25 protein-coding genes are annotated in these 24,990 nt (G+C 67.4%); 11 read left to right on the top strand and 14 right to left on the bottom strand.

Annotation, left to right across the window (positions count from 1 at the left end; translation table 11 throughout):
* Positions 1-101 precede the first annotated feature (101 nt).
* From ACJH6I_RS19860 to ACJH6I_RS19840, 5 genes are read left to right on the top strand one after another with little or no spacing between them, the layout of a single operon-like run.
* Entirely contained in the window at positions 102-1,625 is a 1,524-nt protein-coding gene (locus tag ACJH6I_RS19860; protein ID WP_318986845.1) for a MorD protein, read from the top strand.
* Complete coding sequence (locus ACJH6I_RS19855; RefSeq protein WP_318986844.1) at positions 1,622-2,413, top strand: CbbQ/NirQ/NorQ/GpvN family protein; 792 nt, start codon at positions 1,622-1,624, stop codon at positions 2,411-2,413. Before ACJH6I_RS19860 ends, ACJH6I_RS19855 begins: the two co-directional genes overlap by 4 nt.
* Before the next feature lie 37 nt (positions 2,414-2,450).
* Positions 2,451-2,579, top strand: a complete 129-nt coding sequence (locus tag ACJH6I_RS19850) for a hypothetical protein (protein WP_256370088.1) — start codon at positions 2,451-2,453, stop codon at positions 2,577-2,579.
* On the top strand, positions 2,576-3,265 hold the full coding sequence (locus ACJH6I_RS19845; RefSeq protein ID WP_318986843.1) for a hypothetical protein: 690 nt from the start codon (positions 2,576-2,578) through the stop codon (positions 3,263-3,265). Before ACJH6I_RS19850 ends, ACJH6I_RS19845 begins: the two co-directional genes overlap by 4 nt.
* Before the next feature lie 9 nt (positions 3,266-3,274).
* Positions 3,275-3,685 carry a hypothetical protein gene (locus tag ACJH6I_RS19840; RefSeq protein WP_318986842.1) on the top strand — a complete coding sequence of 137 codons (411 nt, stop codon included), beginning with the start codon at positions 3,275-3,277 and terminating at the stop codon, positions 3,683-3,685.
* A gap of 61 nt (positions 3,686-3,746) precedes the next feature.
* On the opposite strand, the gene ACJH6I_RS19835 is transcribed toward ACJH6I_RS19840, so the two are convergent.
* From ACJH6I_RS19835 to ACJH6I_RS19825, 3 genes are all read right to left on the bottom strand, one after another.
* On the bottom strand, positions 3,747-4,121 hold the full coding sequence (locus ACJH6I_RS19835; RefSeq protein WP_318986841.1) for a DoxX family protein: 375 nt from the start codon (positions 4,119-4,121) through the stop codon (positions 3,747-3,749).
* Between the two features lie 103 nt (positions 4,122-4,224).
* On the bottom strand, positions 4,225-4,518 hold the full coding sequence (locus ACJH6I_RS19830) for a DUF3017 domain-containing protein (protein WP_020104182.1): 294 nt from the start codon (positions 4,516-4,518) through the stop codon (positions 4,225-4,227).
* The gene (locus ACJH6I_RS19825) at positions 4,515-5,366 is read right to left on the bottom strand and encodes a bifunctional methylenetetrahydrofolate dehydrogenase/methenyltetrahydrofolate cyclohydrolase (RefSeq protein WP_029105851.1); all 852 of its coding nucleotides are present in this window, start codon (positions 5,364-5,366) and stop codon (positions 4,515-4,517) included. The genes ACJH6I_RS19830 and ACJH6I_RS19825 overlap by 4 nt, the downstream gene beginning before the upstream one ends.
* A gap of 71 nt (positions 5,367-5,437) precedes the next feature.
* On the opposite strand from ACJH6I_RS19825, the gene ACJH6I_RS19820 reads away from it, so the two are divergent.
* Positions 5,438-6,637, top strand: a complete 1,200-nt coding sequence (locus ACJH6I_RS19820) for an NADH:flavin oxidoreductase (RefSeq protein ID WP_318986840.1) — start codon at positions 5,438-5,440, stop codon at positions 6,635-6,637.
* Between the two features lie 49 nt (positions 6,638-6,686).
* A complete protein-coding gene (locus tag ACJH6I_RS19815) occupies positions 6,687-9,404 on the top strand; it encodes an FHA domain-containing protein (RefSeq protein WP_318986839.1) in 2,718 nt (905 codons plus the stop codon).
* A 3-nt stretch (positions 9,405-9,407) separates the two neighbouring features.
* On the opposite strand, the gene ACJH6I_RS19810 is transcribed toward ACJH6I_RS19815, so the two are convergent.
* Entirely contained in the window at positions 9,408-9,977 is a 570-nt protein-coding gene (locus tag ACJH6I_RS19810) for a pentapeptide repeat-containing protein (protein ID WP_318986838.1), read from the bottom strand.
* A 20-nt stretch (positions 9,978-9,997) separates the two neighbouring features.
* Between ACJH6I_RS19810 and ACJH6I_RS19805 the strand changes: the two genes are divergently transcribed.
* Complete coding sequence (locus ACJH6I_RS19805; protein ID WP_318986837.1) at positions 9,998-10,798, top strand: DUF1906 domain-containing protein; 801 nt, start codon at positions 9,998-10,000, stop codon at positions 10,796-10,798.
* Here ACJH6I_RS19805 and ACJH6I_RS19800 read toward each other — a convergent pair.
* The 5 genes from ACJH6I_RS19800 to ACJH6I_RS19780 form a co-directional block, all read right to left on the bottom strand.
* Complete coding sequence (locus ACJH6I_RS19800; protein WP_318986836.1) at positions 10,795-11,373, bottom strand: ATP/GTP-binding protein; 579 nt, start codon at positions 11,371-11,373, stop codon at positions 10,795-10,797. The two genes, ACJH6I_RS19805 and ACJH6I_RS19800, sit on opposite strands and share 4 nt — an antisense overlap.
* Positions 11,354-11,740 (bottom strand): DUF742 domain-containing protein, encoded by a 387-nt coding sequence (locus ACJH6I_RS19795; protein ID WP_318986835.1) that lies wholly within the window; start codon positions 11,738-11,740, stop codon positions 11,354-11,356. Before ACJH6I_RS19795 ends, ACJH6I_RS19800 begins: the two co-directional genes overlap by 20 nt.
* A 9-nt stretch (positions 11,741-11,749) precedes the next feature.
* On the bottom strand, positions 11,750-12,148 hold the full coding sequence (locus ACJH6I_RS19790; protein WP_061001428.1) for a roadblock/LC7 domain-containing protein: 399 nt from the start codon (positions 12,146-12,148) through the stop codon (positions 11,750-11,752).
* Positions 12,148-14,847: an ATP-binding protein gene (locus ACJH6I_RS19785; RefSeq protein WP_318986834.1), complete on the bottom strand. Its 2,700-nt coding sequence runs from the start codon at positions 14,845-14,847 to the stop codon at positions 12,148-12,150. Before ACJH6I_RS19785 ends, ACJH6I_RS19790 begins: the two co-directional genes overlap by 1 nt.
* A 234-nt stretch (positions 14,848-15,081) precedes the next feature.
* On the bottom strand, positions 15,082-15,447 hold the full coding sequence (locus ACJH6I_RS19780) for a DUF4345 domain-containing protein (RefSeq protein WP_318986833.1): 366 nt from the start codon (positions 15,445-15,447) through the stop codon (positions 15,082-15,084).
* An 82-nt stretch (positions 15,448-15,529) separates the two neighbouring features.
* Between ACJH6I_RS19780 and ACJH6I_RS19775 the strand changes: the two genes are divergently transcribed.
* Complete coding sequence (locus ACJH6I_RS19775) at positions 15,530-16,153, top strand: TetR/AcrR family transcriptional regulator (protein WP_318986832.1); 624 nt, start codon at positions 15,530-15,532, stop codon at positions 16,151-16,153.
* Positions 16,154-16,201: 48 nt separating this feature from the next.
* Complete coding sequence (locus tag ACJH6I_RS19770; RefSeq protein WP_406784415.1) at positions 16,202-16,663, top strand: tRNA (cytidine(34)-2'-O)-methyltransferase; 462 nt, start codon at positions 16,202-16,204, stop codon at positions 16,661-16,663.
* Between the two features lie 18 nt (positions 16,664-16,681).
* Here ACJH6I_RS19770 and ACJH6I_RS19765 read toward each other — a convergent pair whose 3' ends face one another.
* The 3 genes from ACJH6I_RS19765 to ACJH6I_RS19755 all read right to left on the bottom strand — a co-directional run bounded on the left by ACJH6I_RS19765 (position 16,682) and on the right by ACJH6I_RS19755 (position 22,424).
* Positions 16,682-17,323 carry a nitroreductase family protein gene (locus ACJH6I_RS19765; protein ID WP_212806729.1) on the bottom strand — a complete coding sequence of 214 codons (642 nt, stop codon included), beginning with the start codon at positions 17,321-17,323 and terminating at the stop codon, positions 16,682-16,684.
* Between the two features lie 54 nt (positions 17,324-17,377).
* The gene (locus tag ACJH6I_RS19760) at positions 17,378-18,931 is read right to left on the bottom strand and encodes a succinic semialdehyde dehydrogenase (RefSeq protein WP_318986830.1); all 1,554 of its coding nucleotides are present in this window, start codon (positions 18,929-18,931) and stop codon (positions 17,378-17,380) included.
* 193 nt (positions 18,932-19,124) lie between these two features.
* On the bottom strand, positions 19,125-22,424 hold the full coding sequence (locus ACJH6I_RS19755) for an error-prone DNA polymerase (RefSeq protein WP_318986829.1): 3,300 nt from the start codon (positions 22,422-22,424) through the stop codon (positions 19,125-19,127).
* Between the two features lie 110 nt (positions 22,425-22,534).
* Between ACJH6I_RS19755 and ACJH6I_RS19750 the strand changes: the two genes are divergently transcribed.
* Positions 22,535-22,939, top strand: coding sequence for a BlaI/MecI/CopY family transcriptional regulator (locus ACJH6I_RS19750; protein ID WP_318986828.1), 405 nt, complete (start codon positions 22,535-22,537; stop codon positions 22,937-22,939).
* 3 nt (positions 22,940-22,942) lie between these two features.
* Here ACJH6I_RS19750 and ACJH6I_RS19745 read toward each other — a convergent pair whose 3' ends face one another.
* Both ACJH6I_RS19745 and ACJH6I_RS19740 read right to left on the bottom strand, forming a co-directional pair.
* A complete protein-coding gene (locus ACJH6I_RS19745; protein ID WP_318986827.1) occupies positions 22,943-24,184 on the bottom strand; it encodes a GNAT family N-acetyltransferase in 1,242 nt (413 codons plus the stop codon).
* A gap of 154 nt (positions 24,185-24,338) precedes the next feature.
* Entirely contained in the window at positions 24,339-24,941 is a 603-nt protein-coding gene (locus ACJH6I_RS19740) for a GntR family transcriptional regulator (protein WP_212806734.1), read from the bottom strand.
* Positions 24,942-24,990 lie beyond the last annotated feature (49 nt).

The following is a 24,990-nucleotide window of genomic DNA, read 5'->3' as shown; positions in this document are numbered from 1 at the left end:
CGCCCGCCTCGCCATCGCATGGGGCGCCATGGCCGCCCTCATCGCGTTCTGGTATTGGATGTTCTCGAACATCGGAACCTTCTGATCCGGCCGGTCTGCAAGTGTCGCAACCGATTACGGCCACAGAGCTCGAACGGGCCTGTGCGCTGACCGCGGTGGCACTGTCCGAACGACGGCGGGCGGGGGTGCATCTGATCTCCGGCGAGCAGCGCCGCTTCGGCCTCAGCGCCGGCCGGTCCGTCATCCACGTTCCGTATCCCGCGCCCGTCCCCGACTGGTCGTTGCGGACCTACACGTGTGGTGTCGCCCTGCAGTGCGCGCCGTCGAAAGACCGCATCGCGCAGTACCCGCTGCACCGGTTGGCGGAGCGCGAACTCGGTGCGCTCCGCCAGGTCGAGGGCGCAACGGCGCTGGGCTGGGTGGCGCGGCGCTGGCCCGGGTTGCTGTCCGAGGCGCGTCGGGCGCTGCCCGGACTGGAACCGGCTGACCCGGATCTCTCCGCGGACGAAATTCTCTGCCGCACAGATACCTTGGCACGCTCCCGCGAACGTCTGCCGGATTACCCGCTGCTCGGCACACCGCCGCTGAGCGCGCCGACCAACCGGACGCTGGCGAGCGCGATCCGGCGCACGCTCGGGCGCATGCCGTGGTCGTCGTCGCGCTCGGATACGCAACGGCTGATGTCGATCCCCGTCGGCGGCGAGGGCGGGGTGCGCAACGCCAACCTGCCACCGGCCAGCCGGCCCGAAGACGACGACCTCGACGTCCGGCCCGACCGTCGCGCGGGAATCCCCTACCCCGAATGGAATTCGTGGCGTGGCCAGTTTCTACCTGATCACGTCGCGGTCCTGGAACGGCGGCAGACCCGGCACGACCGCCGCGGTGGCGCACCGCCGGACATCCGGCGCTGGTTCGACGAGCCGACGCATCGCACGATGGTCAACCGACTGGAGGACGGCAGCGACCTCGATGTCGACGCCTATGTGGCGGCCTATACGGACGAGCGATCCGGGTCGCAGCAGGAGGCGAAGGTGTTCCGCAGCTTGCTGCCGAGTGCACGCGACACCGTCACCGCCGTACTCCTGGACGGCAGCTCGTCGCTGGGCATTCATCAGGGCCGGGTGTTCGACCTCGAATTGGCCTGTGCCGACGCACTTTCCCGAGCCATGACTGTCGCCCGCGAGCGCCACGGGATCTTCGTCTTCAGCGGCAACACCCGCCATCGCGTCGAGGTTCGATGCCTGAAAGACTTCAGCGACAACCACTTTGCGCTACCCAGCCGGTCCGGCCTCGTGACAGGCGGCTACACCCGACTCGGCGCACCCATCCGGCACCTGACCAGCCGCCTCCTGACCCAGCCCGCGGCACGTCGCCTCCTCATCGTGATCGGCGACGGCCTGATCTCCGACGAAGGCTACGAGGGCCGGTACGCCTGGGCGGACGTCGCGCACGCCGTCGGTGAAGCCGACGAGGCCGGCGTCGGCGTCTACTACCTGGGACTGGGACCGGTCCGGGTGGATCCACTGCCCGAGGTCTTCGGCTCCCGGCGATCCCAGCGCATCCGTCGCGTCGAAGAACTCCCCCGCGCCCTGGCGCACGTACACCGAGAGTTGGTTTCCGCATGACTGATTCGCCATACCTGCCGGCCGGCGACGAGATGACCACTTTCTGCCAGGCGTATCAGCGTCGGCTGCCGGTCATGCTCACCGGGCCCACGGGCTGCGGCAAGACGCGCTTCGTCGAGCACATGGGAAACCTGTTGGGGCGCCCCGTGGTCACCATCAGCTGTCATGACGACCTCACCAGTTCGGACCTGGTCGGCCGGTTCGTCGTCGCCGGCGGTGACGTGCTCTGGACCGACGGCCCACTGACCCGCGCCGTCAAAGACGGCGCCATCTGTTATCTCGACGAGGTGGTGGAGGCGCGCCACGACTCGCTGGCGATCCTGCATTCGCTGACCGACCACCGCCGCACCCTCTATCTGGACCGCGCCGGCGAAGTGGTGCCGGCACCCGATTCCTTCCTGCTGGTCTGCTCGTACAACCCGGCGTACCGGCATTCGCTCAAGGACCTCAAGCCGTCGTTCCGCCAGCGCTTCGTCACCATCGCGATGACCTATCTGCCACCCGACCGCGAGGCCGAAGTCCTCGTCGGCGAAACGGGCATCGACATCGGCGCCGCCATGCGGCTCGTGCAGTGCGCCAACAGCATTCGCCAGGCCGACGACGCCTTCCATTTCGAGCCGCCGTCGACGCGCGTGCTGGTCTCGGCGGCGCACCTGGTCGCCGCGGGTGCCGACGAGATGTCGGCCGCCGAAGCCGCGGTGCTGGCCCCGCTGAGCAGCGACGGCGCCATCAATGAAGGCCTGCGCGAGATCGCCGCCGCGTGCCTGCAACCGGCGGGTATCCGCTGACCACGAATGTCACAGTCAGAAAAGGAGTTTCACGGCCATGAATGAGCAGGACCGCAAACGCAAACGGGCACTGATCGTCTTCCAGCTGTTCGCCTACGGCTGGCTATTGGCGATGTTCCTGATCCAACTGCACATGTCGATCGTCCGGGGCTGGTGGTCACTGTGAGTACGACAGCAGTCCCGACCGTCAGCTACGACCAGCACCACGACGAATCCCGGCTGGCGCAACGACAAGCCGACCGCTGGCTCATCACCGGCACCCTGTTGATGGGGTCGATGTTCATCGGCTTCGTCGGGCTGCCGTTCTTCCTGCGCGGCGTGTGGCTGCAACGGCGCGCACAGAAGGCCGGCCTGTCGGTACGGCCGATCATCGTGACGCTCATCGGCTATCTGGTGATCCTCGATGCCGCCCTCAACAGCATCGGGTGGTCACTGGATCTGCTCGCCAACCACACACTGCTGAACCGCACCATCATCACGGCGTGGGGCAACATGTTCGACGCCGGATACTTCTGGCACTACAACGAACTGTGGATCGGTGGGGCCGGCGCACCGGGCGAGAAGGCCTGGGAAGTCGCATTGATCCTGACGGTGTTCACCATGCGCATCGCCGCCGGTATCGCGTTCCTGCAGATGAAGAGGTGGGGCCACCAGTGGCTCATCATCACCTGCTGGTTCGGCATCGTCATCTGGATCGGCTACACGTTCAACATGACGATGTTCGCCGACATCCGTTATGCCGGTGTGGTTTTCCCGGTGCTCGGATGGTGGCTGTACGACATCTTCTACATCACGCCGTTCCTGGCCATCCCATATCTGCACACCGTCAATCGCGAAATCTTCAGCGACTAAAGGAATTCCATGACCACCACCGAAGCCGAATCGACAGCCGCCCTCCCCCTGGGCACCACGCCCGTCTACGCCAACATGCACAAGTGGCTCAAGCGCGGTCTTTTCGTGTGCCTGTTCGGACTCGTCATCGAGGGATCGTTCACCATGCCGGCGCTGGCCGTCTGGTACGGCTGGCCGACGTTGTCATTCCGGGAAATCTGCAGCGAGTTGATGAAGGTGCGCTACTCGGATGACACGCTGGAATGCAAGTTCCCGTACGACTTCTCGGGTGCGCCCTTCGGCGGGCCACCGGAGGCCGCGGGCCAGCAGACCGCGAAGGACACCTGGGGCGTCCAACCGGTGCCCCACTATCACCGCCTCGGCTTCCGCGAGCTGGTGCAGATCCACGAGGACCGCCTCGCCCGCACCGGTGGTCACTGACAGGGATTTGTGCACGATTTTCCGCGGTGACCGCGGAAAATCGTGCACAAATCCCTGTGGATCAGAAGGCGTAGGCGCCGAACCGGCCCCAGGCGACGAACAACGCCAGGCCCAGCAGCACCACGTTGACCGCCACGTTGGGGTACTCCTTGCGCCGGCCGTGCGTGACGATGGCGCCGACCATGACCGCCGCCAGGCCGACGGCGGCCAGCGGGGTGAGTACCGGGAGGATGTGCACGAGCGGCGGCACGATCAGGCCGATCGCGCCGGCTACTTCGGCCGCGCCGATCCCGCGGATGGCGTTCGGGTCCACGTCGGCGAGTGCGCCCAGGCCCTGCGCAACCAGCTTCTCCTTGGGCAGGACCAGCTTCATGGTGCCGCTTCCGGCGAAGACGAATGCCAGTACGCCGGCGACGATCCACAGTGCAGTGTTCATGTTGAGCTCCTCGGATGATGTGATGGCAAGCCTGAACCAATAAGCGGACTATAGTCCGATTTATTCCACATCAAACGCCGAGCAGCCACTCGGCACCGAGGAACTAAGCAGTACCCAACGGGTTGATGGTCCACGCCACGTACAACATGACGGCGCTGACCGATGCTGTTGTCGCGACGTCGATGATCCGGCTGCGCACGACGAGCAGGCCGGCGCGGTCATCGGTCAGCAGCAGGCGCATGACCGCCGCGATACCGACGCCGATCGCCATCACCAGCGCGCCGCGGCGCCAGTAGCCGCCGACCACCAATGCGAACGCCACCACGAAGAACACGCCCACCGACAGGATCGGCCATTGGCCGGCGAACACCTTGCGGGCGAATTCCTTTGCGGTCAAGACAGTTTCGCCTCTTCCGCCTCGACCACGTTGGCCAGCAGGAAAGCGCGGGTCAGGGGGCCGACGCCGCCCGGATTGGGCGACACGTGACCGGCCACCTCCCACACATCGGGGTGCACGTCACCGGCGAGCTTGCCGTCGACACGGCTGACACCCACGTCGACGACGGCCGCGCCCGGCTTGACCATGTCGGCGGTCAGCATGTGCGGCACGCCGACCGCGGCGATGATGATGTCCGCCTGCCGGGTCAGGGCCGGCAGATCACGAGTTCCGGTGTGGCACAACGTCACTGTCGCGTTCTCCGAACGCCGGGTGAGCAGCAGGCCCATCGGCCGGCCCACGGTGACGCCGCGGCCGATCACCACGACATGCGCGCCGGCAATCGGTACCTCGAAGCGGCGCAGCAGGTGCACGATGCCGCGCGGCGTGCACGGCAGCGGTGCGGGCTCGTTCAGCACCAGCCGGCCCAGGTTGGTCGGGTGCAGTCCGTCCGCATCCTTGTCGGGGTCGATGCGCTCCAGCGCGGCGTTCTCGTCGAGGTGCTTGGGCAGCGGCAACTGCACGATGTAGCCCGTGCACTCCGGGTTGGCGTTCAGCTCGTCGATGACGGCGTTCAGCTCCGCCTGACTGATGTCGGCCGGCAGGTCCCGGCGGATCGAGTTGATGCCGACCTTCGCGCAGTCGGCGTGCTTGCCACGCACGTAGGCGTGCGAGCCCGGGTCGTCACCGACCAGGACCGTACCGAGACCCGGCGTCCGGCCGGCGGCGGTCAGCGCCGCCACCCGCTTGGTCAGGTCCGTGAAGATCTCGTCGCGTGTGGCCTTGCCGTCCAGCGTGATTGCACCCACGGCGAACATTGTGTCAGGCCCGCGGGAACACCCGTTGACACCACCCAATACCGCGTGGTCAGCTGCCGAATGTGAACACCCAGCCCAATGTGTCCACTGACGTTTTCAGTGCAGCCAAGCTCGGTCCGATCACGTTGCGTAATCGGGTCATCAAGGCCGCGACGTTCGAGGCGGCGACGCCAGATGCGCTGGTCACCGATGATCTGATCCGCTATCACCGGCTGCCCGCCGCGGGCGGGGTGGGGATGACGACGGTGGCCTATTGCGCGGTGGCCCCGGGTGGGCGTACCGATGGGTGGCAGTTGTGGATGCGCCCGGAGGCCATCCCGGGGCTGCAGAAGTTGACCGCGGCGGTGCATGCCGAGGGGGCGGCGATCAGCGCGCAGATCGGGCATGCCGGCCCGGTCGCCAATGCCCGCACCAACAAGGCCACCGCGTTGGCGCCGGTGCGGTTGTTCAACCCGCTGTCGATGCGCTTTGCCCGCAAGGCCACCCGCGCCGACATCGACGATGTGATGGCCGCGCACGCGAACGCCGCCCGGCTGGCGATCGAGGCCGGGTTCGACGCCGTCGAGGTGCACCTGGGCCACAACTACTTCGCGTCCTCGTTCCTGTCGCCGTTGATCAACAAGCGCCGCGATGAGTTCGGTGGCTCGTTGTACAACCGGGCCAAGGTCGCCCGCGGCACCGTGCAGGCCGTACGGGAGGCCGTGGGTGATCGGATCGCGGTGATCGCCAAACTCAACATGAGCGACGGCGTCCGCGGCGGCATCCCCATGGAAGAGTCGCTGCAGACCGCCACCTGGCTGCAAGAGGACGGCGCCCTGGACGCGCTGGAGCTGACTGCGGGCAGTTCGTTGGTCAATCCGATGTACCTGTTCCGCGGCGATGCACCGGTCAAGGAATTCGCCGCGAACTTCAGGCCGCCGATCAGCTGGGGCATCCGGATGAGCGGGCACAAGTTTTTCCGCGAGTACCCGTACCAGGAGGCCTACCTGCTCGAGCAGGCCCGGCAGTTCCGGGCCGAACTGTCGATGCCGCTGATCCTGTTGGGTGGCATCACCAACCGGGAAACCATGGATCTGGCCATGGCCGAGGGGTTCGAGTTCGTCGCGATGGGCCGCGCCCTGCTCGCCGAACCCGACCTACTCAACCGCATTCGAGCAGAAGACAGTGAAAACCCCGTCAAATCCGTGTGCACACACTGCAATCTGTGCATGCCCACCATCTACAGCCGCACCCACTGCGTCGTGACCGGCAAGCCCTACTGACCCGGCTGGTCCCCAGGAAAGTCCCCGGCAACGGATAGAGTTGCCTTCGATGACTGGACCAGCCGCATTGCCAGCGCTCACCGTTCGCCATGACGCCACCACGCGCACGTTCGCCCCGGGAAACGATGTCGTAGTCGGCCGCGATCTGCGCGCCGACTTCCGCGTCGCCCACCCGTTGATCTCGCGTGCGCACCTGATGCTGCGCTTCGATCACGGCCGCTGGGTCGCCGTCGACAACGGCAGCCTCAACGGCATGTACGTCAACGGGCAGCGTGTCCCGGCCGCCGATCTACACGACGGCTCGGCGGTGAACATCGGTAACCCCGACGGCCCGCTGCTGACCTTCGAGGTCGGCCAGCACCTGGGCCCGGCCGGCACGCCGCCGACGACGTCCATGCCCGTCACGCCGACGCCGTCGACCAACAACCGGCCCAGCGCGACCTGGCCGAGCCAGCAGCCGTACACCCCGCCGTCAGCGGCGCAGCAGCGATACCCGAGCGGCCCCCAGACGTTCAGCCCGTCAGGTCCGCAGCCGCAGTACCCGTCGGGTCCGCAGCCGCAATACCCGAGCGGGCCGCAGCCGCAGTACGGCCAGCAGCCGCCGCGCTACCCGACCGCACCCCAGCAGTACGCGCCGCCGTCCGCTCCGATGTCCCGGCCGGCGCCGACCCGAATCGCGCCTGACGAGTCGAGCTCGCCCGCCACGCAGTTCGGGCCGACCGCGGTCGCGCGGCCGAGCGAGAACAACCTCGGCACGACGATGCTCAAGATCCTGCGGCCCGGCCGCAACGCCGAGGTGCCGGCCGGAGCCATCAAGATCGGTCGCGGCACCGACAACGACATCGTCATCCCCGACGTCCTGGCCTCGCGGCACCACGCCACGTTGATCCCGTCGGCGGGCGGCGGTGCCCAGATCATCGACAACCGCAGCATCAACGGCACCTTCGTCAACGGCCAGCGGGTCGAGGAGGCGATGCTCCGGGATGGCGACACCGTCACCATCGGTAACGTCGACCTCGTCTACAGCGGCGGCACCCTGGCCCGCCGCACCGTCACCACCGCCGACACCCGCACCGGCGGTCTCGAGGTTCACGGCCTGACGTGGACCATCGAGGGCAACAAGACCCTGCTGAACAACATCTCGCTGGACGCCCGCCCCGGCACGCTGACCGCGGTGATCGGCCCGTCCGGCGCCGGCAAGTCGACGTTCTCCAAGCAGGTCGCCGGCCTGACCCATCCGACCAGCGGCACCGTGACTTTCGAGGGCCACGACATCCACGCCGAGTACGCCTCGCTGCGCTCCCGAATCGGCATGGTGCCGCAGGACGACGTGGTGCACGGCGACCTGACCGTCCGGCAAGCCCTGATGTACGCCGCCGAGCTGCGGCTGCCGCCGGACACCACGAAGGAAGACCGCGAGCAGGTCGTCATGCAGGTGCTCGAAGAGCTCGAGATGACGAAGCACCTGGACACCCGGGTCGCGAAGCTCTCCGGTGGTCAGCGCAAGCGTGCGTCGGTGGCGCTCGAGCTGCTGACCGGTCCGTCGTTGCTGATCCTGGATGAGCCGACGTCCGGCCTGGACCCGGCGCTCGACCGTCAGGTGATGACGATGCTGCGCCAGCTGGCCGATGCCGGTCGTGTGGTGCTGGTGGTCACCCACTCACTGACCTACCTCGACGTCTGCGATCAGGTGCTGCTGCTGGCACCGGGCGGCATGACGGCCTTCTGCGGCCCGCCCAGCCAGATCGGTCCCGAACTGGGTACCACCAACTGGGCCGACATCTTCTCGTCGGTGGCCGGCGATCCGGAGGCGGCCCACCAGCAGTTCCTGCAGCGCTCCGGCCCGCCGCCACCACAGCCACCCGCGGCGACACCGGCCGACCTGGGTGCGCCGGCGAAGACGTCGCTGCTGCGCCAGTTCTCCACCATCGCCCGACGCCAGGTGAAGCTGATCCTGGCCGACCGTGCCTACACGGCGTTCCTGCTGTTCTTGCCGTTCATCATGGGCGTGCTGTCCCTTTCGGTGCCCGGTGGCGGCCCCAACAAATCCGGTGTGGGCTTCGGCAAACCACTCGCGGCCGGCCCACCTGATTTCGGCGCCGCACCGAGCGAACCGGGCCAGATCCTGGTCATGATGAACGTCGGCGCCATCTTCATGGGCACCGCGCTGACCATTCGCGCGCTGATCGGTGAGCGGGCAATCTTCCGGCGGGAACAGGCCGTCGGCCTCTCCACTACCGCGTACCTAGCGGCGAAGGTCGCGGTGTTCACTGCGTTCGCCGTCGTCCAGTCGTCGATCGTCGTGGCGATCACGATCATGGGCAAAGGCTGGGGCGCCGGAGCGGTCACGAACGGTTCGGTGATACCGAGCCGCAGCCTCGAGATGTTCGTCGACATCTCGATGACGTGTGTGGCCGCGGCCATGACGGGTCTGGCGTTGTCCGGTCTGGCCAAATCCGCCGAGCAGATCATGCCGCTGCTCGTGGTGGCCGTCATGAGCCAGTTGGTGTTCTCCGGCGGCTTGATTCCGGTCACCGGCCGCGTGGTGCTCGACCAGTTGTCCTGGCTCACGCCGGCACGGTGGGGTTTCGCGTCGTCGGCCTCGACCATCGATCTGACCAGATTGGTCCCCGAGCCGGTGCTGCCCAATGACAAGTTCTGGCACCACACCACCGGCGCGTGGTGGACCGACATCGGTGCCCTGCTGCTGCTCTCGGCGTGCTATCTCGGCTTCGTGCGCTGGCGGATCCGTCTGAAGGCCGACTAGGGGCTAGCTGGACAGGTCCAGGCCGTGGGCGACGGCGTAGGCGATGGCCTGGTCGACGTCGATGCGGGCGCCCCGCAACCCGGCAGTGGTCCAGAACGTCGCATCCGTGCGGGCCGCGCGCAGGTCCGCCTGCTCGAACTTCGCGTCCTGCACCCGCGCGCCGCGTAGGTCGGCCGCGCGCAGCACGGCCTTGCGCAGGTCCGTGCCGACGAGCGAGGCCTCGGACAGCCGGCAGTCGGTCAGGTCAACCGCCCGCAGATCGCAACCGGCCAGCACCGCGAGCCGCAGGTCCACCTCGACCATGGTGATGGGCCGCATCGCGCACTCGGTGAACGTCGACCCCAGCAAGGTGCAATGCCGGAACGTGCTGTGCGCCAGCGAGGTCCGGCGGAAGGTGCAGTTACGGAACGCCGAGCCGGAATGCTCGGACTCGGTGAGGTCGACGCCGCTGAAGTCGCAGTCGGTGAAGACGACCCGCTCGGTGCGCAGCCGACTGAGGTCCCCGTCGTACTCGTCACGAAAGACGACTCCGGTGAATTCCGTGTCTTGCCAGTGCTCGTCGGGAACCGTCACGAGTTCGTACGATAGCCCCCATGGCAGACCTGGCACGCCCCGCTGACCGCCTGTCGAGACGTGGTTTCCTCACTCTGACCACCGCCGGACTGGCCGCGTCAGTCGGCACCCCGATTGCCTTGGCCGACAACGGCAAACCCGTCGGCTCCGCCGACAATGGCAAACTGATCGACTTCACGCATCTCCAGGTACCCGTCGACCAGGTCGTCGCCGCCGGCTACACCGGCGTCATCGTCTACGTGTCGGAGCTACGGCCGGGTGCCACGTTCGACTTCAAGCCCGTCAGCCGCGACTACACCGACGCGCTGCGGGCAGCGGGTCTGCACGTGGTGAGCGTCTACCAGTACGGCAAGCCGGGCTGGGTGAACAGCCCGTCGGACTTCACCCGCGGCTTCGACGGCGGCGTGGCCGACGCCCGCACCGCACTGAGACTGCATGGCGCGGCCGGCGGGCCGGACACCGCGCCGATCTTCTTCAGCGTCGACGAGGACATCTCCGCCGACACATGGAAAAACGTTGCGCTGCAATGGTTCAAGGGCATCAATTCGGTCCTCGGGGTGCAGCGCACCGGCATCTACGGCGGTGCGCGCCAGGTCACCTGGGCGGCCGACGACGGCGTCATCGGTCGCTCCACCACGCCGGGACATCGCTGGGCGTGGCAGACGCGGGCCTGGTCCGGTGGCGCCCGCGCGCCGATGGCAGTGCTGTATCAGGCGACGGTGGTGACAGCTTCCGACCCGGGCACCATGATCGGTGATTTCCACGTCGACGAGGACGACATCCTGGCGGCCGACTACGGCCAGTGGGACCTGGCTCGTTAGGCCGGGGCGCCCAACCTCGTCAGCGCGTATTCGGTGACGGTGATCAGCGCGTCGCGCGCCGACTGCCGCTGCCGCGCGTCGACGGTCACGACCGGGATGTGGTCTGGTAGCGCCAGCGCCTTGCGGACCGCGTGGCCGGGATGCCTTGGCGCACCGTCGAATTCATTGACGGCGATGATGAACGGCAGACCCCGCGCCTCGAAGAAGTCGACGGCGGCGAAGCTGTCCTGCAACCGGCGGACGTCGACCAGGATGATCGCGCCGATGGCGCCGCGCACCAGGTCGTCCCACATGAACCAGAACCGGCGCTGCCCCGGTGTGCCGAACAGGTAGAGCACCAGGTCGTCGGCGAGGGTGATGCGGCCGAAGTCCATGGCGACCGTGGTGGTGTTCTTGTCGGGGGTGCCGGCGAGCGCGTCGACGCCTACCGAGGCGTTGGTGACGATGGCCTCAGTGCGCAGCGGCATGATCTCGGAGACCGCACCGACGAACGTCGTCTTACCGGCGCCGAACCCACCCGAGATGACGATCTTCGTCGACGCGGGGGCGTGCCGATCAGAGTGCCCGTAGGCCACGCAGTGTCCTCCCGATCAAGTCACGCCGGTCGTCGATGCTCGCCGTGGTGCCGAGCGTGGCGTGTACTTGAAGATAACCCTGCGTGACGAGGTCGCCGATCAGCACACGCGCAACACCGAGTGGTATTGCTAACTTTGCCGCGACCTCGGCCACCGAGGGCCGGGTGGAACCGAGTTTGAGAATTTCGCCGCGCACGTCGTTGCCGGGCCAGTGCGACGCCGGGGCGCCCGCCAGCGGATAGATCGGCGCCTCCATGGGCAGCTCGATCTCGGTGGTGGTCCGGCCCGCGGTCAGCGTGTAGGGCCGCACCAGACTGGGCTGCTCCGCGGTGAATGCGGACTCCCAGGCGTCAGATGTCGGCTCCATGAGGTGTCCTTATCGGGTCCTGCGGGCAGACTGCACGACGGTCCCGACGCGTTCGACGAGGATCGCCATCTCGTAGCCGATCTGGCCGATGTCGCACGACCGGGTCGCCAGCGTCGCGAGGTTCGAACCGTCGCCGACGCGCATCAGCAACAGGTATCCGTGCTCCATCTCGACCACGGACTGCAGTACGTGCCCGCCGTCGAACAGCTGGGAGGCGCCGGTGGCCAGACTGGCCAGCCCGGAGGCAACGGCCGCGAGTTGGTCGGCTCGCTCGGTGGGCATCCGCGAACTCGCGGCCATCAGCAGACCGTCGGCCGACACCAGGATGGCGTGCGCGACCCCCGACACCTCGTCGGCGAACTTCGTCACCAGCCAATCCAGCGACTCGCGCTGCGTCGTACGTGTCATCACCGGCCTCCCGTGTCCCGGGACTGCGACCGGCCCGCGTGCACGCCGCCGAAATGTCCGCTGATGCTGGCCCGCACTGCGGCGGGATCCCGCCGTAGTGCGCCCTCGTCGGAGCCTTCGGGGTGTCCGCCCTCGTCAGGCGCGCCGGGGACCAGCCGGGCACCGGGCTGGCGGACCGGCAGGCCCGCCTCGGTGTGCTCGACGACCGGCGCGTCCTGCGCGGCGGCCGCCGCCGACCAGCCCTGGTCCCACACGGTCTGCCAGTCGAGGTCGGTGCTGTTCGCCAACTGGGTGGGATCGTCGATCAGCCATTCCGAGAGCATCTTCTGGTAGATGGCGTCCTCACTTCCGGCGGTGGGGCTCGGCTGGGGCGTCGGGGCGGGACGGACCGGCGGCGCAGGCTGGGGCGTCGGGCGGACCGGCGCCGGCGCCGGACGCGCGGGTTCGGGCGCCGCGGGCGGCGTCTGCGCCCGGGCGGCAAAGAACGACGACGTGTCGGTCGGCGCCTGAGCGGGCCGCTCGGCAGGCGACTCGGTACGGCCGGCGATGCCGCTGGCTCCCGGATTGCGCTGCGGCAGGTTGACGCCGCTGAGGTCGCCCGCGTCGGCGGGTCCGGCACCGAAGCCGTTGCGGGTCTGGGGTTCCACGAAAGCCGGTTCCACCGACGGCGCGGGCGACGCCGGGGGCTGAGCGAGCGGCTGCGCCACGGCGCCGAACGTCGCGAACCCGCCGGTGTCGGGACCCAGGCCCGGGAGGTCGGTCACGCCGGTCTCGGCGGTCGACGAGCCGTCCCAGTAGGTGCCGAAGTCCGGAATGGCGGGCAGCCCGGCCTGCAACTCGACCGGGACGTAGATGCCGGCGGTGGTGCCCGAATCGGGATCGCCTTCGACGGTGTCGCGCAGCCGGACGACCAGGCCGTGCTGGGTGGCCAGCCGGCCGACGACGAACAGGCCCATATGCCGCGCGGTGTACGTGTTGACCTCGCCGCCGGAACGCAGACGGCTGTTGGCCATGCGGAGATCGGCTTCGGTCATGCCGAGACCGCTGTCGCTGACCTCGATCACCAGGGCGCCGTTGGGCGCATGCACCGCCGAGACCTGGACCTCCGAACTCGGCGGTGAATACCGCAACGCGTTGTCCAGCAGCTCGGCCATCATGTGCACCAGGTCGCCGGCGACCGAACCGTGGATCTCGGTGTCGGGCGCCGCAACGATGGCCACGCGGGTGTAGTCCTCGACCTCGGACGCCGCGGCGTTGATCACCGCGGTCACCGGCACCGGCTCGCCCTGTTCGTGCGGCACGTTGGTGCCGGCCAGCACCAGCAGGTTGGCCCCGTTGCGCCGCATCCGCGCGGCCAGGTGGTCCAGCCGGAACAGCTTGGACAGCCGCTGCGGATCCTGTTCGTCGCGCTCCAGCTGGTCGATGACGGTCAGCTGCTGGTCGATCAACGACCGGCTGCGCCGCGACAGCGTCTCGAACATGTCGCTGACCTGAAGCTGCAGCCGGGCCTGTTCGCCGGCCAGAAGCACGGCCTGCTCGTGCAGCTCGTCGACCGCATGGGCCACCTGCCCGATCTCCTCGGTGCTCTGCACCGGCAGCGGGCGGACCGTCACGTCGGCGCCAGACCGGACCTCGTCGAGTTCGCGGACCAGGTCCTCGTGGGCGACCTTGAGAGCGCTGGTGCGCAGGCGCCGCAGCGGCCGGATCAGTGTCCGCGCCATGTACAACACGATGAGCAGGGCCAGCACCATGACGGCACCGACGATGGCCGAATCGCGGATGGCTTCGGTGCGCTTGGCGGTGGCCTGGTCGTCGACCGCCGAGACGACGGTCTTGGACACACTGTCGAGCAGCTTCCCGGCGATGCCGCTGGTGGTCTGGATCGACTGGCTCAGGTCGGGATTGTTGACCAGCTGCACGTTCGGGTCGGACATCATCGACATCCGCTTGACCATCTCCTGGGCCAGCTTCTGCGCGTCGGGCGAGCCGACACCCAGCACTTCACTCATGCCGAACAACGTCGACGGCTCCGTGCCCGCCAGGGTGGTCATCGAGCTGCGCAGTTCGTTGTCCGGCAGCTCGCCGCCGAGGGTGACGAGCAACTGCTGCATCATCATCTGGCCGCGAGCGCCGACGGCCCGGCTCAGGCCCTGCGTCTGGGCGCGGATCTTCTCGTCGTCGATGCGCACCGAACCGGTGATGGTGTCCTCGGCGGTCAGCAGGATCGGCGCGTACAACGTCACTCGCTCGCGCAGCCCGATGCTGTTGGTCGCGACTTTGTTGAGCAGGCCCTGACCACCGTCGAGCAGGGTCTTGATGCCGGTACCGACGTCGGTCGCGACGTCGGTGTCCGACAGCCGGTGCTGCAGACGTCGTTTGCTCTCGTCGTAGGCGCTCAGCGCCTGTTGCGCATCGCCGCCGGTGGACGTGGCCAGCAGCGCGGCGTCGAACGTCGCCATGTAGTTCTCGATGGCGGGCACCATTTCGGCGCGGTCCGCCGCGCGCCGCAAATCCGCGGCGTCCGTCCAGCCCGAATAGATGCGCATTCCGCCGAACGTGCCGGCCAGCATCAGAGGCACAAAGGCGATGGCGAAAACTTTCCAGGCGACGGGCCAATTCGACGGCGCGAAGCGGGACGGGCGTTTGGCGGGCGCGCGGGTGATCTGATCAGCTGCCGAAAACTGTTGCGCAGCAGTCATCGCGGCTCGGCTTTCCCGCCGGCCATGGGTCCGCGATCGGTTACAGGCGCTTGGTTCATATTGGTGTTCCCCGCCGGATTATCAGCCCACTCGGGCACGGGAAATCCGCCTGGCAATCTGTCGCAGTATGACAGCGATGAGCAGCCGTTTCCATGCTTCACATCCAACGAACAGCGTTCGTGACCTATGTGTTGCACAGTTGTGTGGTAAGAGGCCGCAGATTCGATCGAATGGTCAGGCGATGCGTTTGAGCAGCGCCCAGTTGACGACCGGGACCACCAACTCAACCGGAATCATCGCGACATAGAAGATGTGCGGGACGCCGGTCTGCCAGATCGCGAGCAACCGCGCCAGTCCCCCGGCCAGGAACAATGCCCCCAGCACATGCACTGTCGCGGCGCGACGGGGCAGGTCGGCGGCCGCCCAGACGAATCCGCCACCGAAACCGATGAACAACACGGCATAGAACCGCAGATCGCTATCGATCGTGGCGTTGACGGGTCCACCACCGATGATCGACGGCGCACCGATCAGCAGATGTGCCAGTCCGATCAGGACGCACACCGCACCGAAGATGGTCAGCCACCATTTCACCACCATTTCACACCCCTATTGGACGTAATCCAATACGAGGCTATCGACCCTGCACGGATACGGTCAACGGTTGAATTACAGTGCCTGAATGGCACGGAGTCGGTTAACACCCGACCAACGTCGGGATCAGATTCTCGATCTCGGCATGGCGGCATTCTCTGTCCTGCCTTTCGAGCAGGTGGCGATGGAGGACATCGCGGCACAGGCCGGAATTTCGCGGGCGCTGATCTACCACTACTTCCCCAGCAAGAAGGAATTGTTCGCGGCGCTGTGGGCACGCGCCCACGAGAAACTCGCGCACGATTCGCACTTCACCGCCACCGACACCGTGCGCGCACAGATCCGCGGTGCGCTCGTCGCGCACTACACGTTCTACGAACAGAACCTGACGCTGATGATGATCGCCAATCGCAGCGCCATCGCTGCCGACCCGGCGGTGCGCAGCCCGATCACCTTCGAACTCACCCGACTGCGCGACAACGCCCTGGACGCCCTGGACCTTGCGGGGTCCGGTCGCGACCTGGTGTCGGTGGCGTTGTCCGGATGGCTGGCCCTGGTTCGCGAAGTCGCACTGGAATGGCTTGAGCTGCAGAGCTTTTCTCGTGACGCCGCCGTCGACCTGTGCATGACCGCGCTGGACGCACTGGTGTCACCGCACGCTGATCTGAACCAGCTGCCCCACGGCATCGGCGATTCCGCCGCGGCACAGTAACCTACTTCGGCCCCACCTAGACCCAGACAGAGAGGCGGCAGGGTGGCACTGAAGGTGCTGTTCTACTCACCCCGCATCGCGCCGAACACCGGCAATGCGATCCGGATGGTCGCCGCCACCGGCGCCGAGCTGCATCTGGTCGAGCCGCTCGGCTTCGACCTGTCCGAGCCGAAGCTGCGTCGCGCCGGGTTGGACTACCACGATCTGGCGTCGGTGACGGTGCACGCCGATCTAGAGACCGCGTGGCAGGCACTCCTGCCGGCGCGAGTGTTCGCCTTTACCGCGCACGCGAATTCGTCGTTCGCCGACGTGGCCTACCAGGCGGATGACGTGTTGATGTTCGGGCCCGAGCCCACCGGGCTGGACGCCGAGACCCTCGCCGACCCGCACATCACCCAGCAGGTCCGGATCCCGATGATCCCGGGGCGGCGGTCCTTGAACCTGTCCAACGCCGCGGCTGTCGCGGTGTACGAGGCGTGGCGTCAGCTCGGTTTCGCCGAGGGCATCTGACCGAGCTGACGCCTCAGCTCACCAGCTGTCCCAGTGCGCGAGCTGCTCGGCCGGCAGCCGCTGGGCCTTCTTGAAATCGGTGCCCTTGGTGTAGGCGATCGGGAACAGTCCGCCCTGCGTGACCTTGTCGAACGGGATCCCCAGCAGTTCTGCAGCCTGCTTCTCCCCTTCGCCGATCAGGTGCAGCGTCGTCCAGGCCGAGCCGAGACCGCGGGAGCGCAACGCGAGCATGAAGCTCCACACCGCCGGCAGCAGCGAGCCCCAGTACGACGCCTGCATGCCGGCGTCCATCCCGTCGGGCCGCCCCTCGAGGCACGGGATCATCAGGACCGGCGCCTTCTCGAAGTTCTCGTTGAGGTACTTGGCCGAGCCCATCACGGCGTCCATCTGCTGGTCGCGGATATCGCCGCGTTCGGGCTTGGGCAGGTCCAGGTACGGCGTGGCGTTGGCGCGGTAGATGTCGGCCAGCGCCTTCTTCTTGGCCGCGTCCTCGACGAAGACGAACTGCCAACCCTGGGCGTTGGAACCGGTCGGCGCCTGCAGCGCCAGATCCAGACACTCCATGATCACCTCGCGCGGCACGGGCTTCTCGAAGTCGAGTCGCTTGCGCACCGATCGGGTGGAGGTCAGCACTTCGTCAGCGGTGAGGTTCAGCGTCATAGCCGCACATTACCGCCGGCCCGCCGTCACCCCGTGGCGGCGGGCTCGTCGCCGTCAGTGCCGGGGCAGCTTCGTCACTGCGCGCACGATCGGCACCAGCGACTTCTGCCACAGCGACTTCGACAGGCCGAACGGCGGGTCGAGGTTGAGCACCTTCGACGTCGAAATGGTCTGGGACTCGGTGTATTTCAGCAGGCCTTCAGCGCCGTGCCGGCGACCCACCCCGGAGATGCCCATGCCGCCCATGGGCGCACCGAGGCTGCCCCAGGCCAGCGCGTAGCCCTCGTCGACGTTGACCGTGCCGGACCGCAGGCGGGAGGCGATCTGCTCGCCCTCCTCGATCGAGGCGGCCCACACGCTGGCGTTGAGGCCGTACTCGGTGTCGTTGGCCTTGGCGACGGCCTCGTCGACGTCGGCGACCGGGTAGATCGACACCAGCGGACCGAAGGTCTCGTTGTTGGCGCACTCCATGTCGGGCGTGACGTCGGTGAGCACGGTCGGCTCGTAGAACAGCGGGCCGATGTCGGGGCGGGCGTTGCCACCGGCAATCACCTTGGCGCCCTTGACCTTTGCGTCGTCGACGTGGCCGGAGACGGTCTTGAGCTGGCCCTCGGAGATCAGGCTGCCCATGTCCACGCTGAAGTCGTAGGCGGTACCGAGCTGCATCTTGCGCACCTGGTCACCGAACTTGCGGGTGAACTCGTCGGCGATGTCCCGCTCGACGTAGATGCGCTCGATCGAGATGCAGAGCTGACCGGCATTGGAGAAGCAGGCGCGGGTGGCGGCCTTGGCGACCTTGTCGAGGTTGGCGCCCTTGGCGACGATCATGGCGTTCTTGCCGCCGAGTTCGGCGGAGAACCCGATGAGACGACGGCCCGCGTGCTCGGCGAGGTGGCTACCGGTGGCCGAGGAACCGGTGAACATCAGGTAGTCGCAGTTGTCGGCGATCGCGGTGCCGACCACCGAGCCCGGCCCGGGAACCACGGCGTAGAGCGCGCGCGGCAGACCGGCACGATAGAGCAGCTCGGCGCAGGCCAGCGCGCAGTACGGCGTCTGGCTGTCCGGCTTGAGCACCACCGCGTTACCGGCGAGCAGGGCGGGCACGGCGTCCGAGGCCGTCAGGGTCATGGGGTAGTTCCACGGCGAGATGACGCCGACGACGCCCTTCGGCTGGTAGGCGACGGTGGTCCGGTTCAGGCCCGGCAGCAGCGGCGCGACGCGGCGGGGCTTGAGCAGCTTGGCCGCAACCTTGGCGTAGTAGTCCGCGTTGGCGAACAGGTCGATGATCTCTTCCTGGGCCGCCCACCGCGCCTTGCCGGCCTCGGCCTGCAGCAGGTCCATCAGGAACTCACGGTTCTCCAGGACCAGGTCGCGGTAGCGGGCGATCACCGCGGCCCGCTCGGCGACCGGCCGCTTGACCCAATCACGCTGGGCGGCACGCGCTTTGGCGAACGCCTTCTCGGCGTCCTCGGCGGTCGCGACCGGGATGGTGGTCAGCGGCTTACCGGTGAAGACCTCGTCGATGGTGCGGGTCGGCCGGTCGTCGATGTTCTCAATGGCGGCCAGTTGACGCAGACGATCGAAAACCTGCGCTGACGGTGCGGGCATGCTGGCTCTCCTGAGTCGATCACGGATGCGCGGTAATTTTGCGGTACCGGCGGTCTCGGTAACACTACTCGACAGCGTGCGGCTGCCATAGATCCAGCTTTTTACAAATCGGCCATTATGTCAATGAACTGGGCAAAATTACCCACTTCGTCTGGTCTGGGAGTCCGTTGGGGTGATTCGGGCCGAAGCTCTCTCACTGGAAGTCCCGGGATTTGGTCATCACCCGTAGATCGAGCCGGCCCATCCGGTCCGCGATCACGGTGACGGCCCCGCTGGCGTTCTGCACGATGCCGCGCACCAACAGCGCCGGCGCGGTCTGCGCCAGTTTCCGGTGCCGGGACCACACCCCCGGTGCGCACAGCACGTTGACCATGCCGGTCTCGTCTTCCAGGTTGATGAACGTCACCCCCTGCGCGGTGGCCGGACGTTGCCGGTGCGTCACCGCGCCGGCCACCACGATGCGGGTGCCGTCGGGCACCTCCAGCAGCCTGTTCGCCGGCACCACGTCCAGCGCGTCGAGGCCTTCTCGCAGGAACTGGGTCGGGTAGCTGTCCGGCGAGACACCCGTGGCCCACACGTCGGCGGCCGCCAGCTCCAGTTCCGTCATCCCGGGCAGCGCCGGTATGCCGCCGGCCGACGCGACGCCGGGCAACCGGTCGGGGCGTTCCGCGGCCGCCGCCCCGGCCGCCCACAATCCCTCGCGCCTGGTGATGCCGAAGCACCCCAGCGCGCCTGCGGTCGCCAGCGCCTCGGCCTGGGGTACCGACAGCTGCACCCGCCCGGTCAGGTCGAGCAGAGAAGCAAACGGCCCGTTGGTATTTCGTTCGTCGACGATGCGCTGGGCCAACTCGTCCCCGATGTGCCGGACGGTCCCCAGCCCCAGCCGCACCTCGGTGCCGCGGTTCTCGCACGTCGCATACGCCAGGCTGGCGTTCACATCCGGCCCGTGCACCAGCACCCCGTGCCGGCGGGCGTCGGCCACCAGCGACTGCGGCGAGTAGAAGCCCATGGGCTGAGCCCGCAGCAACGCCGCACAGAACACCGCGGGGTGGTGCAGCTTGAACCACGACGAGGAGAACACCAGCGACGCGAAGCTCAGCGCATGACTCTCCGGAAAGCCGAAATTGGCGAAGGCTTCGAGCTTTTCGTAGATCCGCTCGGCCGTCTGGCCGGTGATGCCGTGCAGTTCCCGCATGCCGTCGTAGAACCGTCCGCGCAACTGCCGCATCCGTTCGGTGGAGCGTTTGGACCCCATGGCCCGCCGCAGTTGATCAGCCTCGGCCGGGGTGAACCCGGCGCAGTCGACGGCCAGCTGCATGAGCTGTTCCTGGAACAGCGGCACGCCCAGGGTCCGGTCCAGCGCGGGCTTCATCGACTCGTGTTCGCAGACCGCGGCCTCCAGCCCGTTGTGCCGCCGGATGTACGGGTGCACCGAGCCGCCCTGGATCGGACCGGGCCGGATCAGGGCCACCTCGACCACCAGGTCGTAGAACTTCTTGGGTTTCAGTCGCGGCAGCGTGGCCATCTGGGCCCGGGACTCGACCTGGAACACCCCGACCGAGTCGGCGCGCTGCAGCATCTCGTACACCGCCGGCTCGGTCAGATCCAGCTTGGCCAGATCCACTTCGATGCCCATGTGGTCCCTGGCCAGGTCGATCATGTAGTGCAGGGCCGAGAGCATGCCCAGCCCGAGCAGGTCGAATTTCACCAAACCGATTGCGGCACAGTCGTCCTTGTCCCACTGCAGCACGCTGCGGTTCTCCATCCGCGCCCACTCCACCGGGCAGACGTCGGCGATCGGCCGGTCGCAGATCACCATGCCGCCGGAGTGAATTCCCATGTGCCGCGGCAGATTCCTGATCTGTAGCGCCAGGTCGATCACCGCCGCGGGGATGTCCTCGACATCCGGGGAGTCCGCGAGCCCGTTCCACCGGCTGATCTGCTTGCTCCAGGCATCCTGCTGTCCCTGCGAGAACCCCAGGGCCCGAGCCATGTCCCGCACCGCGCTCCGACCGCGGTAGGTGATGACGTTGGCCACCTGCGCGGCGTAGTCCCTGCCGTACTTCTCGTAGACGAACTGGATGACCTTCTCGCGCAGGTCCGATTCGATGTCGATGTCGATGTCCGGCGGGCCGTCGCGCGCCGGGGACAGGAACCGTTCGAACAGCAGCTCGTTGGCCACCGGGTCGACGTTCGTGATGCCCAGTGCGTAACAGACCGCCGAGTTGGCGGCCGATCCCCGGCCCTGACACAGGATGTCACTGCTTCGGCAGAACTCGGTGATGCTGTGTACCACCAGGAAGTAGCCCGGAAACTCCAGCTGCTCAATGATTTTGAGCTCGTGTTCGATCTGCCGGTATGCCTTCTCCCGGTCCGCGTCCGGTTTCCAGCCATAGCGACGGGCCGCCCCCTCCGCCACCAGCTCACGCAGCCAACTGATCTCGGTATGCCCTTCCGGCACGTCGAACGGCGGCAATTTCGGTGCGATCAAACGCAATTCGAACGCACACTGCTCCCCCAGTTCGGCAGCGTTCGTCACCGCACCCGGGTGGTGGGCGAACAGCCGGGCCATCTCCGCCCCGGACCGCAGGTGCGACCCGCCCAGCGGAGCCAGCCAGCCTTCGGCCTCATCCATCGAGTTGCGCGCGCGAATGGCGCCCATCGCCATCGCCAGCTTTCCCCGCGACGGCGCGGCGAAATGCGCGGCGGTGGTGGCGACGACACCGAGGCCGAACCGCGGGGCCAGAGCCGCCAGCGTCGCATTGCGTTCATCGTCGAGCGGATGTCCGTGGTGGGTCAGTTCGATGGTCACCCGGTCGGCGCCGAACCTGTCCACCAGGCCGGCCAGCGCCTTGTCCGCCGCTTCCACACCACCTGACGACAAGGCTTGGCGCACATGGCCTTTACGGCATCCAGTCAAGATCTGCCAGTGTCCGCCGGCGGCTTCGGTGAGGGTGTCCAGGTCATAACTCAGCACGCCCTTCTCGCCGCCGGCCAGATGCGCCCGAGCCAGTTCCCGGGACAGCCGCCGATACCCCTCGGGTCCGCGGGCCAGCACCAGCAGATGCGGGCCGGGCGGGTCGGGCAACTCGGTGCGCGGAGTGTTGCTGAGCGAAAGTTCGGCGCCGAACACCGTCGCCATGTCGAGTTCTTTGGCGGCCTCGGCGAAACGCACGACGCCGTAGAGCCCGTCGTGGTCGGTCAGTGCGATGGCCCGCAGATCCAGCCGGACGGCCTCCTCCACCAGTTCTTCCGGAGTGCTGGCGCCGTCGAGGAAGCTGTATGCGGAATGGGCGTGCAACTCGGCGTACGGCACCGACGTTCCCGGCCGGGCCGGGCGGTCCACCGGTCGATAGTCACCCCGCTTGCGCGACCAGGCCGGGCTGTCACCGCCGTCGGCCGGCGACTCCGGAGCAGCACCGGCCACCCGAGGTTTACCCTCGAGCACCCGCTGCATCTCCGCCCAGCTCGGCGGCCCGTTGTGCCAACCCACCCCATCAGAATATTCGAAACTTTGTTCGAATGCCAGAGGCGCTGGGTCCGCGGGAACTCGGCCGACTCCCATGCGACTAGATCCCAAAGGGCGCCAGAGAGGGACGGACGATGGCCATGCTGAGGCACTTGGGCAACCTGGAACGCGAGGTGATGGATCACCTCTGGGACGCGGACGGGCCACAGACCGTTCGCGAGGTCCATCACGCCATCTGCGCCGAACGCAAACTCGCGTACACAACCGTCATGACGGTCCTGCGCAGACTCGCCGGGAAGGGCGTCGTCCACCAACTGCGTGATGACCGGGCGCACCGTTACGTCGCGTCGCGCAGCCGCGACGAGCTGGTGGCCGGTCTCATGGTCGATGCACTCGGGCAGGCTGCCGAACGAAGCGACCGGCACGCCGCCCTGGTCCACTTCGTCACGCAGGTCGCGGCCGACGAGATCGATGTCCTGCGGCAGGCACTGGCCGCCGTCGACCCCGCGGTGCGCCTGATATCCAGGCGCACCGCGTAGTCGTCAGAAGTCGTCGGGCACACCCGGGGCGGTCGGCCAGCCGAAGGCAACGGCGGCGCGGTGCACCGAACCCGGCGTGAGCTCGCGAACGAGCCCTGCGCTCGCCAGCGCCTGCAGACTCACCCCGCCGAGGTAGACGGCGCCGAGGTCACGCACCGACATGGCGATATCCGCTGATGCCGTGGTGCTTTCGCATTCAGCCCCATCAGGTCCGCCGCGAAGCTGCCACCGGCCGGTGTTCCACGGACAGAACTCGTCGGAGATCTCCAGCACCACGTCGACCGGAGCCGAGTAGCTCCGCAGACTCAGCGCGCGAGGCAGATCGACCAGTCGTACGTAGACGCCGTCCCTGACCTGGCATGCCAGCGCGCGCCGGTCGGCCACCAGGCTGAGGAGCGGCTCATCGACTGCCGCACCGTCGTATCCGACGGTCCTGATCAAATCCATATCCAGGAGATAGCGCCAAATCTGCGCGTACGCACGATGATTGGTGGCCAGCACCTCTTGAATCTGGAGTTCGCTGTCGGGCTGGCCGCCGTCGGTCCAGCTGACCTTGGGCCGGTAAATGGCGAATCCACTGGCGGTGCCGTCGGCCTCGCGATGCAGGAGGAAGCGAAGCTTGCCGAACTCCTTGCGCCTCGGCTCGTTGTCGTGAATCCAGTTGTCCCACCACGGACCCGGCCGCTCCATCAGTCCGGCCCGCTGCACCATGGCGCGCTGATGAATCTCGGGTCCGTTGGCCAGCAACGTCTCGGCGTCGACGTGCGTCACCGAGCCATCGCCGAGCTGGACGTCCGGGCGGAATCCCAGTTCACGGACCTTGCCCGAGAGCTCCGCCACCGGCACTGCCATGCCGTAGCCGAAGCGCCCGTAGATGGTGGCCTCCGATGCGTACAACATGGCCAGCGCCTCGGTGCCGCGTGCCCGAATGTCCTCGAGTTGGTGGCGCATCATCGCCGTGAGCAGGCCGCGGCGTCGATGACTGGGCGACACCGTGACGGCGGTGACCGCAGCCACGGCCGTCGTCGCCCCACCGGGCAGCACCACCTGCTTCCCGAAGGCACCGGCAGTGGACACCCAACGGGTGCCGTCGTGAAAACCGAACATGCGGTCGTACTCGGTAAAGGCGCGCATCAGGTCGATCTCGTCCTGCTGCGGATCCTGCAGGAACACCCCGTACGACGTAGCCATGAACGCATCGAAATCATCGCTGTCGCTGACCGAGCGCAGCGTCAAATCACTCATGCCCCAAGGGATATCACAGCGCCTTCACAGGAGTCATCTGAATTTCCCTGCAGCAAACAAAGACTGAACACCGCGCATCGCGGCTCGAGAACGAATCGGACAGATCACCAAAACAGCTCGGACACTGATCCTTTCACAGCGCTGCTGCCGAGGTTCACCGCTGGGCCAGTGGCGGCGGGCTGTAGAGCCGCGCAAACGTATCGAGACGTTCCTGCTTGGTCCGCTGGAGGTGCGTGGCGATGGCCGCACTGGCGGCTGCCGAGTCGTGCCGCCGGATGGCATCCATGATCGCCTCGTGTTCGGTCGCCACGTCGGCCAGATCGTCCCTGTGCATCGCCTCCCTGTCACACAGGCGAAGTCTGGCCACGAGGTTGGTCAGCGTTTCCTGGAGCGTCGCATTGTGCGATGCGGCCCAAAGCACCTCGTGCCATTGCGAATTCAGCTGCCGAGCCACGGCCGCGTCCTCAGCCGCGGCCGCGCGCTGGTGCAGCTGCGCCAGCTGAGCGACCTGCAATTCGGTTCGTCGTGCCGATGCTGCCTCGGCAGCCGCTTTCTCCAGTGCAATGCGGACGTCGTAGATCTCGATGACATCGTCCGGCGAGCCCGATCGGATGCGATAGCCGCGGACCGAGCGGCTGATCAGCCCCTCCTGTTCCAAGCGGCTCAGCGCCTCGCGTACCGGAGTTCGGGACACGCCGTATGCGGCGGTCAGCGCGCTCTCGGTCAGGGGTTCGGCTGCGGAGAACCGGCCGGCCAACAGGTCAGCGCGAAATGCACTGTGAAAAGCGGTCCGTTGCACCCGTCCT

This window comes from Mycobacterium sp. SMC-13 (assembly GCF_045311035.1).
Classification (GTDB): domain Bacteria; phylum Actinomycetota; class Actinomycetes; order Mycobacteriales; family Mycobacteriaceae; genus Mycobacterium.
Note: the sequence above shows the minus strand (reverse complement) of the source record. Positions and strands in the feature narration are given on the sequence as shown.

Bases quoted from the DNA above. Each gene is read 5' to 3' on its own strand.
- ACJH6I_RS19855 (WP_318986844.1), top strand. From the start codon at position 1,622: ATGACTGATTCGCCATACCTGCCGGCCGGCGACGAGATGACCACTTTC.
- ACJH6I_RS19850 (WP_256370088.1), top strand. From the start codon at position 2,451: ATGAATGAGCAGGACCGCAAACGCAAACGGGCACTGATCGTCTTCCAG.
- ACJH6I_RS19840 (WP_318986842.1), top strand. From the start codon at position 3,275: ATGACCACCACCGAAGCCGAATCGACAGCCGCCCTCCCCCTGGGCACC.
- ACJH6I_RS19835 (WP_318986841.1), bottom strand. From the start codon at position 4,121: ATGAACACTGCACTGTGGATCGTCGCCGGCGTACTGGCATTCGTCTTC.
- ACJH6I_RS19815 (WP_318986839.1), top strand. From the start codon at position 6,687: ATGACTGGACCAGCCGCATTGCCAGCGCTCACCGTTCGCCATGACGCC.
- ACJH6I_RS19805 (WP_318986837.1), top strand. From the start codon at position 9,998: ATGGCAGACCTGGCACGCCCCGCTGACCGCCTGTCGAGACGTGGTTTC.
- ACJH6I_RS19795 (WP_318986835.1), bottom strand. From the start codon at position 11,740: ATGGAGCCGACATCTGACGCCTGGGAGTCCGCATTCACCGCGGAGCAG.
- ACJH6I_RS19790 (WP_061001428.1), bottom strand. From the start codon at position 12,148: ATGACACGTACGACGCAGCGCGAGTCGCTGGATTGGCTGGTGACGAAG.
- ACJH6I_RS19785 (WP_318986834.1), bottom strand. From the start codon at position 14,847: ATGACTGCTGCGCAACAGTTTTCGGCAGCTGATCAGATCACCCGCGCG.
- ACJH6I_RS19780 (WP_318986833.1), bottom strand. From the start codon at position 15,447: ATGGTGGTGAAATGGTGGCTGACCATCTTCGGTGCGGTGTGCGTCCTG.
- ACJH6I_RS19775 (WP_318986832.1), top strand. From the start codon at position 15,530: ATGGCACGGAGTCGGTTAACACCCGACCAACGTCGGGATCAGATTCTC.
- ACJH6I_RS19765 (WP_212806729.1), bottom strand. From the start codon at position 17,323: ATGACGCTGAACCTCACCGCTGACGAAGTGCTGACCTCCACCCGATCG.
- ACJH6I_RS19760 (WP_318986830.1), bottom strand. From the start codon at position 18,931: ATGCCCGCACCGTCAGCGCAGGTTTTCGATCGTCTGCGTCAACTGGCC.
- ACJH6I_RS19750 (WP_318986828.1), top strand. From the start codon at position 22,535: ATGGCCATGCTGAGGCACTTGGGCAACCTGGAACGCGAGGTGATGGAT.
- ACJH6I_RS19745 (WP_318986827.1), bottom strand. From the start codon at position 24,184: ATGAGTGATTTGACGCTGCGCTCGGTCAGCGACAGCGATGATTTCGAT.